The organism is Sediminibacillus terrae (assembly GCF_009602435.1).
Classification (GTDB): Bacteria; Bacillota; Bacilli; order Bacillales; family Amphibacillaceae; genus Sediminibacillus; species Sediminibacillus terrae.
The window spans coordinates 222,794-234,011 of the sequence record NZ_VZDQ01000021.1 but is presented as its reverse complement, the minus strand read 5'-3'; the positions used below and the strand labels follow the sequence as shown (position 1 = coordinate 234,011).

At 44.0% G+C, this 11,218-nt stretch carries 12 protein-coding genes; all 12 read right to left on the bottom strand.

Annotation, left to right across the window (positions count from 1 at the left end; genetic code table 11):
• Positions 1-17: 17 nt before the first annotated feature.
• Genes F6X55_RS07210 through fliM form a run of 12 tightly spaced genes read right to left on the bottom strand, consistent with a single transcriptional unit; the run spans position 18 to position 11,191 of the window.
• The gene (locus F6X55_RS07210) at positions 18-1,070 is read right to left on the bottom strand and encodes a protein-glutamate methylesterase/protein-glutamine glutaminase (RefSeq protein ID WP_026771353.1); all 1,053 of its coding nucleotides are present in this window, start codon (positions 1,068-1,070) and stop codon (positions 18-20) included.
• A gap of 5 nt (positions 1,071-1,075) precedes the next feature.
• The gene (locus F6X55_RS07205) at positions 1,076-1,939 is read right to left on the bottom strand and encodes a MinD/ParA family protein (RefSeq protein ID WP_026570347.1); all 864 of its coding nucleotides are present in this window, start codon (positions 1,937-1,939) and stop codon (positions 1,076-1,078) included.
• Positions 1,932-3,059, bottom strand: a complete 1,128-nt coding sequence (gene flhF, locus F6X55_RS07200) for a flagellar biosynthesis GTPase FlhF (RefSeq protein WP_153462570.1) — start codon at positions 3,057-3,059, stop codon at positions 1,932-1,934. The genes F6X55_RS07205 and flhF overlap by 8 nt, the downstream gene beginning before the upstream one ends.
• Positions 3,056-5,089, bottom strand: coding sequence for a flagellar biosynthesis protein FlhA (gene flhA / locus F6X55_RS07195; protein ID WP_153462568.1), 2,034 nt, complete (start codon positions 5,087-5,089; stop codon positions 3,056-3,058). The genes flhF and flhA overlap by 4 nt, the downstream gene beginning before the upstream one ends.
• A gap of 17 nt (positions 5,090-5,106) precedes the next feature.
• Complete coding sequence (gene flhB, locus F6X55_RS07190; protein WP_035426819.1) at positions 5,107-6,195, bottom strand: flagellar biosynthesis protein FlhB; 1,089 nt, start codon at positions 6,193-6,195, stop codon at positions 5,107-5,109.
• A 1-nt stretch (position 6,196) separates the two neighbouring features.
• Positions 6,197-6,976 carry a flagellar biosynthetic protein FliR gene (gene fliR / locus F6X55_RS07185; protein ID WP_026570351.1) on the bottom strand — a complete coding sequence of 260 codons (780 nt, stop codon included), beginning with the start codon at positions 6,974-6,976 and terminating at the stop codon, positions 6,197-6,199.
• A gap of 5 nt (positions 6,977-6,981) precedes the next feature.
• Positions 6,982-7,251: a flagellar biosynthesis protein FliQ gene (fliQ, locus tag F6X55_RS07180; protein ID WP_026570352.1), complete on the bottom strand. Its 270-nt coding sequence runs from the start codon at positions 7,249-7,251 to the stop codon at positions 6,982-6,984.
• A 22-nt stretch (positions 7,252-7,273) separates the two neighbouring features.
• A complete protein-coding gene (fliP, locus tag F6X55_RS07175) occupies positions 7,274-7,939 on the bottom strand; it encodes a flagellar type III secretion system pore protein FliP (protein ID WP_026570353.1) in 666 nt (221 codons plus the stop codon).
• Positions 7,932-8,609: a flagellar biosynthetic protein FliO gene (gene fliO, locus F6X55_RS07170; protein ID WP_035426726.1), complete on the bottom strand. Its 678-nt coding sequence runs from the start codon at positions 8,607-8,609 to the stop codon at positions 7,932-7,934. Before fliO ends, fliP begins: the two co-directional genes overlap by 8 nt.
• A 16-nt stretch (positions 8,610-8,625) precedes the next feature.
• The gene (locus tag F6X55_RS07165) at positions 8,626-8,988 is read right to left on the bottom strand and encodes a response regulator (RefSeq protein ID WP_026570354.1); all 363 of its coding nucleotides are present in this window, start codon (positions 8,986-8,988) and stop codon (positions 8,626-8,628) included.
• Positions 8,989-9,009: 21 nt separating this feature from the next.
• Positions 9,010-10,203, bottom strand: coding sequence for a flagellar motor switch phosphatase FliY (fliY, locus tag F6X55_RS07160; protein WP_026570355.1), 1,194 nt, complete (start codon positions 10,201-10,203; stop codon positions 9,010-9,012).
• Positions 10,193-11,191 carry a flagellar motor switch protein FliM gene (fliM, locus tag F6X55_RS07155; protein ID WP_026570356.1) on the bottom strand — a complete coding sequence of 333 codons (999 nt, stop codon included), beginning with the start codon at positions 11,189-11,191 and terminating at the stop codon, positions 10,193-10,195. Before fliM ends, fliY begins: the two co-directional genes overlap by 11 nt.
• Positions 11,192-11,218 lie beyond the last annotated feature (27 nt).

The following is an 11,218-nucleotide window of genomic DNA, read 5'->3' as shown; positions in this document are numbered from 1 at the left end:
TTCATTCCCCCATTTGCCTAAAATTGGTCTACCAAAGCATTGCTAATATTCTCAAGATCTTCCACTCTGTCGACACAGCCTGTTTTCACAGCAGCCTGCGGCATTCCATACACGACTGAGCTGGTTTGGGATTCAGCGATCACCACCGTATCGGCAGCAGCTTTTTTCATTTGGACTATTCCAGAGGAGCCATCTGCCCCCATTCCTGTCATCACCACTGTAATCATTTTATAGAGCGTTTGTTTTGACAAAGACTCAAACAGGATATCAACAGAAGGCCGATGTCCTTTGTGTGGCGCTTCCTCCGTTACATGGGCTGCCAACGTTCTTCCGACTTGCCTCACCCGTAATTGATACCCGCCGGGTGCGATATACGCGGTGCCATTTTGCAGGACTTCTCCGTTTTCCGCTTCTTTGATATGTAGTTGGGACAAGGAATCAAGCCTGTTAGCCAACGACTTAGTGAAGTTAGGCGGCATATGCTGGACAATCACTATCGGAGCAGGAAAGTTTCCCGGGAGGCGGGTCAACACCTCATGCAACGCTTTCGGCCCCCCTGTAGAAGTTCCGATTGCAACTATCTTTTTTAGCGGCTGCTGTTTTGGCACCTTTATCGGCTGCGGTGTGACAGGACGTCCTGCAAACTCATTTCTCTTCCTGTCGTTTACTCTTACTCCAGCCGCGTGGTAGACCTTGTCGATGATTTCGTCTCTGACATTGTTGATATCCAAGGAGATAGAACCGGAAGGCTTGGCGATAAAGTCCACCGCGCCAATTGACATGGCCTCCAAAGTGCTGTCAGCGCCCCGGCTTGTAAGACTGGAGAGCATCACCACAGGCAAAGTCTGTTTCTCCATGATCCGCTTCAACGTGCTGATTCCATCTAAAACCGGCATTTCGATATCCAAGGTAATGACATCGACAGCCAAATTCTCCAGCTTGTCCAATGCATCCTGCCCGTTACGTGCGGTTCCGGTCACCTGCAATCGCGGGTCGGAATTCAATATATCCGATATCATTTTTCTCATGAATGCTGAATCATCTACCACCAGTACCCGTATCGGTTTCATGTTAACTACCTCTCTTTGATGAAATGTGTAAGCTTTTTGATAAAGGAAGAAGACGTTCGCCTGCCACCCGGCAAATCACCATCAAGAAATAAATCCGCCATCTCCCGTACAGCCTTGGCTGCAGCGGTTTTTGGGCTTTTTTCTACAAAGGGAGTCTGACTGATGACTGCCTGGACCACCGCTTTATCTTCAGGCAGCATCCCGAGGACGGCTAATTCTTTTCCTAAAAACTGACCAGCAACACGCTGAAGCCGGGCTGCAGTTTGTTTGCCGACACGCTGATTCGGAATTCGGTTGATCAGTAAAAACAACGGCAATACCGGGTCTTCCCTTGTGATATGTTTGATCATCGCGTAAGCATCTGTAAGGGAAGTCGGTTCAGGAGTGGTTACGACAATCGCTTCATCTGCCGCCATCAAAAAATTGGCGCTTCCTTCCGTTATGCCCGCCCCCATGTCGAATACAATAAAATCGAACAAACCTGTCAGCATTTCATATTGACTGATAAAATAATCAAACTGGTCATCGTTCATGGAAAAAATGTTCATCAGTCCCGAACCAGCAGAAATATAGGCAAAAGAGTCGGATATACGTTCAATGACGTCGTCAATCGGCAATCTTCCTTCAAACATATCGACAATGGAAAGCTTGCTGGTTTTTCCTAACAGAACATCGATATTCCCCATGCCGATGTCCAGATCAAACAACAATACACTTTTTTGTTTCTTGGATAGGGACAAACAGAAATTCAAAGCAAAGTTGGACTTACCCACTCCACCTTTTCCGCTGACGATAGCGATTGTTTTTGCCTGTTTTGGATTCCTCGATGCCTCTACTTTTCTTCGTAAATTAGCAGCCTGATCATACATCGGCAAACCCGCCAACTATCAACTTCGCAAGTTTTTTGACATCGACCGACTCGATATCATCCGGAACATCCTGACCGGTGGTGAGATAGGCGATCCCTTTGCCGGAAGTCAAAGTCAAGCCGGCCATCGCTCCATAACTCGCTGTTTCGTCTTTCTTTGTAAAAATCAATTGTTTGATCGGCACTTTTTCAAATTGCCGGTAAATCTCCATCAAATCATCGCTTTTGGCAGCGAGGGATAAAACCAGATATGTATCGATATCATGGTTCAAGTCGATGATTTCCGCTAATTCATTTACGTACTTTTCATCTCTGAAATTCCTGCCCGCCGTATCTACCAGCACCAAGTCAAAATCTTTGAATTTTTCTCTTGCCGAGCGATAATCATCAAGGTTGTAAGCTATTTCAATCGGTACATCCAAAATCCTCGAGTACGTTTTCAGCTGATCGATCGCTGCAATTCGATAGGTATCTGTCGTAATGAAGGCAACCTTTTTGTTATCTTTCAATACACTATTTGCTGCGACTTTGGCAATGGTGGTGGTTTTCCCTACACCGGTAGGTCCTACAAAATGAACAAATTTTTTGTCGTAGGAAATCCCCTCAAATGCATCTTGCTGAAATTTGCTTTCCAATTCTTCTGCCAAAAGCTCCACAAAAGAATCCCTGCCAGCTTCTGGATTCCGCTCATACATACTCGAAACCAAATTTTCAGCTGTTTTTTCTTCCATATCCTGTTTGAGCAAGTGTTCATAAAACAACCGGTAAGCGGCAGGGTATTGAGGCAAGCTTCCCGTATTGCTGTTCAATTCAATCAAGCTCTTCAAGTCTCTCAATTCCTGTAATAAGCCCTGATCTGCTTTGACGCGATCAGATTCCTTCCCTTTCACCTCTTTTATAGAGGCCGCCGGTTTTATTGCTTGCTGATCCGTTTGTTTGTGTCTTTCCGGCTCCTTGTCCAATGCGGCAACCACTTCTATGTTCCTTTTTTTAAACAAACCCAAAAACCCGCCAGTATGGATCGCCTTCGAATGCAGGATGACCGCATCGGCCCCCAGCTCTTTACGGACTTTCTGCATAACTTCCGGCATTGTCGGTGCTGTAAACTTTTTCACCTTCATGCGACATTCACCACCCCTATGCTTTGTACTTCAAGGTTTGGTTCCAATTCATTATAAGAAAGCACAATAACCTGCGGAAAGTAACGATCGAGCAATTGCTTTAGATACATCCTGATGGAAGGAGCACATAAAATTATCGGTGTTTCTTCCCGAAGCGATGCCTGTTCCACCTGTTCGGTCACAGATCGGATTATCACCTGCTGTGTATCCGGATCTAATGATAAATAGCTGCCATGTTCCGTTTGCTGCACATTCTCCGCCAATACCTGTTCTACATCGTTTGAAATGGTAATCACCCGAAGCATACCACTCTCATCGACATACTGACTGGTTATTTGAGAGGCAAGAGACTGTCTTGCATATTCAGCCAACAACTCGGTATCAGTAGTCATCTTGCCAAAATCAGCAAGTGTTTCAAAAATAATCGGCAGATTTCTAATTGAAACATTCTCACGCAACAGCTTAGCCAAAACTTTTTGGATATCTCCAGTAGACAATGGTTCTGGTGTCACTTCCTCGACCAAAATCGGATAACTTTCCTTCAAGTGGTCGATAAGCTGTTTTGTTTCTTGCCTGCCAAGCAATAGATGCGCGTGCTGCTTGATCACCTCGGTGATATGGGTAGAAACAACCGAAGGCGGATCGACAACCGTGTAACCTGAGAGTTCTGCTTCGTCTTTCAATTCTTCGCTTATCCATTTTGCCGGCAGTCCAAAAGCAGGTTCCTGTGTATCTATTCCTTCTATTGTATCATCATCGATACCTGGACTCATTGCCAAATAATGATCCAGCAATAATTCGCCTGTAGCCACTTCATTCCCTTTCACCTTCAAACGGTACTCATTAGGGTTAAGTTGGATGTTATCCCTGATTCTGACTACCGGAATGACCACACCCAGTTCAATTGCCAACTGACGCCGGATCATCACCACCCGGTCAAGTAAGTCTCCTCCCTGACTGGTATCTGCTAGAGGAATCAACGCATAACCAAACTCAAACTCGATTGGGTCCATACTTAACAGCTGGACAACATTTTCGGGAGACTTCATATGATCGGTGTCCGCTTCCTCTTCTTCTTCGACCGTCGGCAAATCCGGCTGCTCCAACTCCTTGGAAAGCCAGTACGCTCCAAAAACGAGGATGCCGGCAATCATTGTCGTCAGCAAAAAATTGATCGGAGTCAAACCAAGGAAGAAAATGGTGCCGGCTGCTATGTACAACAATTTTGGATACCGAAAAAGCTGTGTGGTGACATCTGTTCCCAGGTTCCCGTCCGAAGCGACTCGGGTTACCACGATTCCGGTAGCAGTGGCAATAAGCAGTGCCGGTATTTGACTCACCAGGCCATCCCCTACTGTCAACTGCATATAGGTGCTGATTGCTTCTTGAAAGCTCATATCCATCTGGACCATACCTATGATCAGACCGAATATAATATTGATCAAGACAATGATGATTCCCGCAATCGCGTCCCCTTTGACGAACTTACTTGCACCATCCATCGCGCCGTAAAAATCCGCTTCGTTCTCAATTTTTTCTCGACGCTCCTTGGCCTGCTGCTCCGATATCATGCCCGCATTCAAGTCGGCATCGATGCTCATCTGTTTACCAGGCATCGCATCGAGGGTAAACCTTGCAGCAACTTCGGAAACCCGCTCTGCTCCTTTCGTGATGACAAGAAACTGGATAATCACCAATATGGCGAAAACTACAAAACCTACTAATGGATTATCCCCAATTACAAACGTGCCGAACGTTTCTACGACTCCCCCGGCATCCGCTTTAGAAAGGATGGAACGGGTTGTCGATACATTCAGTCCTAGCCGGAACAGAGTCATCAGCAGCAAGAGTGACGGGAAGATTGAAAATTGCAATGCCTCTGTCGTATTCATGGACACCAATATGACAATAAGCGCTAAGGATATATTGCATAATATGAAAATACTTAATAGCCATCCTGGCAAAGGGATGACCAACATAATAATAATTAAAATGACACCTAATAAAACCGATAAATCTCTGATTGCCATGTAACTCTCTCCTTAAATCACTTACTTGAGGCATTGTGTCCCATTTTATATACATAAGCCAGCACTTCAGCTACAGACTGGAAAAATTCTTCACTGATGATGTCGCCAATTTCGATTTCTTTATATAATCCACGGGCCAATGGCCGGTTTTCCACCAACATAACATCGTTTGCCTTAGCTATTTCCCTTATACGAAAAGCGACATAGTCTACCCCTTTTGCCACGACATAGGGAGCGTCTGCTTTTGTTTCATCATATTTTATCGCGACAGCATAGTGAGTCGGATTGGTGATGACCACATCCGCCTGAGGTATCTCGCTCATCATTCTCCTCATGGCCATTTGCCGCTGTTTTTCTTTTATTTTTGATTTGATTAAAGGATTTCCTTCAATATTCTTGTGTTCATCTTTTATGTCATTCTTGGACATGCGGATACTTTTTTCAAAATCGTATTTTTGATAAGCATAGTCCAGTACTGCAATAAGCAAAAGTGCAATCGAAGCTGCTATTCCCATAGTTACGGTGGTATTCCCGAAAAACGCCAGCGAGCTGTCCACATCCTTTCCAGCAAGCTGCATCATCTCATCTTTCCGCATCCATATTACAGCGAAAGTGATCGCTCCGATAAAAACGATTTTCAATAAAGATTTGACTAATTCCACCAAAGCACGTGCCGAAAAAATTTTTTTTGCACCTTGGATCGGGTTGATCTTACTCAGTTTCGGCTTAAGCGGCTCGCCAGTGAATAAAAATCCTATTTGCATAAAATTGGAGGCAAGGCCAGCAACAATAGCAATTCCCATAACAGGGGCCATTGCTTTGCTCATTTCTATGGTCGTTTCCAAGAAAACTTTGTGGGTGGTTGTTTCGGTTACCTCCCAGTTGATATATTCCGTAAACGAATGTTCATATATTTCCATCATAATATTTTTCAAAAAGCCGCCCAGGACTATAAAAAGAAGAAAGACGAAAAACAATAAAATTGCTGTGTTTACATCCTGACTCTTAGCAACCTGTCCTTTTTTTCTTGAATCCTGACGCTTTTTCGGGGTTGCTTTTTCTGTCTTTTCTCCAGCAAAAAATTGCAAATCCAGCTTTAATTCCAGTTCAAGCACCTCCGAATAGCTGTAACAGACTTTGCATGGTCTGAAGCATCGTTTCAAATAAGTTTTTCACCAATCCTACATACAGACCAAGAAAAGGTAAAAGGACAATAAAACTGACAAGAATTTTCAAGGGAAGCCCCACTACAAAAACATTGAGTTGGGGAACCGTACGGGCGATTATTCCAAGAGCAACATCGACCAGGAATAAACAACCGACCACTGGGATCGCCATTTGAAAAGCGATCAGGAACATCTTGCTGAATGTTTGGGTAACCAGCTCTGCAATAGCTTCGTTTCCCCAAGGGATGAAAGCATCTAACGGAACCGTTTGATAACTGTAAAAGATGCCGTCTATCAACAAATGGTGACCGTTAACAGCCAGCAGAAACAATAAAGCAATCGTATAAAAGTACTGTCCGATCAACGGACTCTGTGCCCCTGTCTGCGGATCGATCACATTCGCGATGGCGAAACCCATCTGAAAATCGATAAAGCCACCGGCAATTTGAAGTGCCGCAAGAATAAGATAAGCCATCAACCCAAGCAGCAAACCGACAAGTGCTTCCTTAAAAACTAATAAGATAAAAGTTTCATCCAATGCTATATCGGGTATGGATATCGTATAATACATAATCCAAGCCAAAAAGAAACTGCTCCCTATTTTGAAATGGGCCGGAATATTTTTATAGGAAAAAATAGGAACAGTCACAAAAAAAGAGGTTACCCTGACTAGTATCAATAAAAAAGCCGGAACACTGGATAAGTTAATTAGATCCAACATCTATTTCAACCTACGAACTGGTTCAGGTTCTGGAAAATATTTGCTGCAAATTCTACCATCCTTGTCAGCATCCAGGGTCCGAAAAACACCAGTCCTACAAGGACCGCCACAATTTTCGGGATAAAAGCCAGTGTTTGCTCTTGAATTTGAGTAGTTGCTTGAAAGATACTGACCAAAAGCCCGACTACCAGTGCCAAAAGCAGCAATGGACCGGTTACCATCAATATCGTGTATATCCCTTGCTGTGCCAGGGAGATGACAAAATCACCGCTCATAAAATCATTCTCCTTTCCCTAGTTAAAATCCGCTCAATAAAGAATGGGTGATCAAGTACCAGCCATCCACCAAGACGAATAGCAGAATTTTAAATGGCAAAGAAATCATTACCGGTGGAAGCATCATCATACCCATGGACATTAAAACACTTGCTACAGCCATATCGATTACAAGAAAAGGAACGAATATCATAAATCCCATCTGGAATGCGGTTTTCAATTCACTGATGGCAAATGCAGGCACCAATGTTGTAAGCGGGATCTCCTCAACGGTTTCCGGCTGATCCATTTGAGCATAATTCATAAACAAAGCCAAATCCTTCTGTCGCGTATGACCGGCCATGAATTCTTTGATTGGCATACTGGCATTTTCATACGCTTCATCCAATGTAATCTCTTCATTCATCAATGGAGACAAAGCTTCCTCGTTAATCTCTTGAAATGTCGGCGCCATGATAAAAAATGTCAAAAACAGGGCCAGCCCGATTAGCACTTGATTGGGTGGCATCTGCTGTGTAGCCAGAGAAGTTCTGACAAACGACAGAACGATGATGATTCTCGTGAAACATGTCATCAAAATCAATATACTCGGTGCCAATGAAAAGACGGTCAGCAGCAAAATCAATCGGACAGAGGTCGATATATTGCCAGGGTCTGAACCGGAAAATACATCTATAAATTCATTCATCGCTATCTTCACCCTTATTCTGTCGGCGGTCAATCAACCTTTTTCTGCCTTGTTTGAGTTTATCCAGCTCCGTCTGGAATAAAGAAGAGAATTGTTGCTGCTCTTCTCTTTCGTTATCGACTGCTGATTTTTTTTTACTTCCCACCACGGAAGTCAGGAAAGTGACTGGGTTGAAATCACTACCCCCGCCATCCGTCCTCATCAGATCTTCCTTCGTGGCTTCATCGGTTATTTCAGACAACATTTCCACGTTGTCTCCGACGCCAATCACGAAAAGTTTCTCCCCTATTCGGACAATTTGCAGCGATTTCTGCGGTCCCAGAGCGATACCGCCAATATTCTCCAATGCCCTGACTTTTTGGAACATTTTATTTTTACGGTTTAAAAATTTCAGCAGAAAGTAAATCAACGCCAAGACCAGCCCAAGCGCCAGTACTAACCGAATGAAGTAATAGAATAATCCGGAAGAAGACTCCTCTGCCGGCTCTATTTGACCATCTTGGTTCCCTTCATTTTCATTGCCTTCTTCGTTTGTCGTTCCTGTGTCTGACTCGCACTCATCACTCTGCGTTCCCACGCAGTCCTTTACACTGGGAGCCGCCGAAAACGAAGCCGGAACAAACCAGAGGGAAAGAAAGACAAATGCCAGCACAAAAAAATTTTTCAACATTTTTCACCACTTGTTTTCAGTCTAATACTTTTTGAATTGCCTCTATTACACGGTCCGCCTGAAATGGTTTGACAATAAAGTCTTTCGCGCCTGCCTGGATCGCATCGATAACCATCGCCTGCTGTCCCATGGCGGAACACATGATGACTTTAGCATCTGAATTGATTTGTTTGATTTCCTTCAACGCGGCAATACCATCCATCTCAGGCATGGTGATGTCCATTGTAACAAGGTCTGGTGTCAGTTCCTTGTATTTTTCGACTGCTTGGGCACCGTCGGGCGCTTCCCCTACTACTTCAAAGCCGTTTTTACTCAAAATGTCCTTGATCATCATCCGCATGAAAGCTGCATCATCTACTATTAATACTCTCTTACCCATTTAAACTACCCCTCTCGAATTCTAGTTCAATTTTTTTATACGATCCCTCGGGCTCACGATATCCGTAACCCTTACGCCAAAGTTTTCATCAATGACTACTACCTCACCTTTAGCAATCAACTTTTCGTTCACATTGATGTCGACTGGTTCGCCAGCAAGCTTGTCCAGCTCGATAATCGATCCAGACGAAAGTTCCAAAATTTCCTGTACAGAACGTTTTGTCCGTCCTAACTCCACTGTTACTTTTAGCGGGATATCCATGAGTATATCCAGGTTGCGCTGCTCCTTGGCAGGTAATTCCGCTTGCTCAAAATTGGAGAATTCGGCCTGCTGGACATCGGCTGCTTTGCTGGATACTTTGCCTCCGATATGTTTCGGCTGCTGGTTCTGAACGCCAGGTGCTGCATTGTACTCGGCCCTTGGTTCACTTTCCGCTTTCGCTGCCGATGGCTGCTGTGCATTTTCCGGCTTGGATGCAGCTTGTTCCTGTTTTGTTTCCTGATTGTTTTCCTCGGCAGGATTCAACAATTGATCAACTAGATCTTTTGCAAAATTGACAGGCAGGAGCTGCATAATATTTGAATCTATTAAATCGCCGATTTGTAATTGAAAAGAAACCTTTACAAGAATATCTTCTGAGTCAATCGGTTTCGTTCCTTGGTCCGATTCCACATCCAGCATGCTGATCGCCGGTGGTGAGATATCGACTCTTTTGGTGAACACGGTCGACATACTGGTCGCTGCAGTACCCATCATTTGATTCATCGCTTCCTGTACAGCGCTTAGATGGATGTCGTTCAATTCCTCAGAAGGAGCTTGTCCGTCGCCACCCAGCATAAGATCAGCTATGATCGCAGCATCTCTTGATTGTATGACAAATAAGTTCACTCCCGAAAAGCCTTCTGTGTACTCCACTTCCACTCCCACATAAGGCTGCGGAAATTCATCCTGCAGATTTTCCTTGTGAATGACAGAAATCGTCGGCGTTGTGATGTCCACCTTCTGGTTCAACAAAGTGGAAAGGGTCGTTGCAGAACTGCCAAAAGAAATATTCCCAATTTCTCCTAAAGCATCTTGCTCGATTGAATTTAAATAATCGTCCACCGGGGGATTTTGAACTGTATTTCCTTTTGTTCCTTGTTCCGGTTCCTCGTCATCCGTGCTCTGCAAAAGAGCGTCGATCTCTTCTTGGGACAGCATATCATCATTCATCATTGTCGTTCCCCCCTTGTATTTCTTCTAAGACTTGGACAGCCATCTTATTTTTTTGTTTACCAGGCTGTATATAAAACTTCGGTTGTTCATCCACTTTAAGCGTCATCGGCTGGTCGATCGCCTGATCGAGCTGAATGACATCGTCTTTTTTCAAGTTGAGTAAATCACTCACACTGATTGTCGAATCTCCCAGTATTGCTTTGACGTCCACTTCTGCCCTGCTGATTGTATGAGCCAAATCCTCATACTCTTTTGGATCGCTTTCCTTTGTATTCGTCTGCATCCAATAATGGACAGACAACTTGGAAATGATCGGTTCCAAAACGACATGAGGAATACAGATGTTGATCATCCCACTGCTTTCTCCAATGGTGGTGTTCAAGGAAACAACCACCACGGTTTCATTGGGGGACACAAGCTGAAGAAATTGGGGATTCACTTCAAATTCTTCAAACATGGGATCTATATCAATGACTGAACTCCACGCCTCCTGTAAATTTTCCAAGGCCTTCTCGAATAACTGTGACATTAACGTGGTTTCAATCTCAGTCAAGTTTTCCACTTTATTCACGCTGTTGCCTTTTCCGCCCAATAATCGATCAAGCATGGCATAAGCGATATTCGGATTGAATTCAAAAATGATTCTTCCTTGCAATGGAGCCATACTGTATATATTCAAAATGGTCATTTTCGGAATCGAACGAATAAACTCTTCGTAAGGTATCTGGTCGACAGAAGCCACCGAGATTTGCACGTATGTCCGCAGCTGAGCAGAAAAATAAGTAGTCAACAGTCTGGCGAAATTTTCATGAATTCTTGAAAGGCTTCTTATTTGATCCTTTGAAAAACGCAGTGCTCTTTTGAAATCATATACTCTAACTTTTCTTTCTTGTTCTTCTTGCTGTAAGGTGCTCGCATCCATCTCTCCTGAAGACAGAGCAGATAGAAGGTCATCTATTTCGTTTTGGGAAAGTACTTCCTGCGCCATATCCGCCACCTCCTATCAGGAGACTTT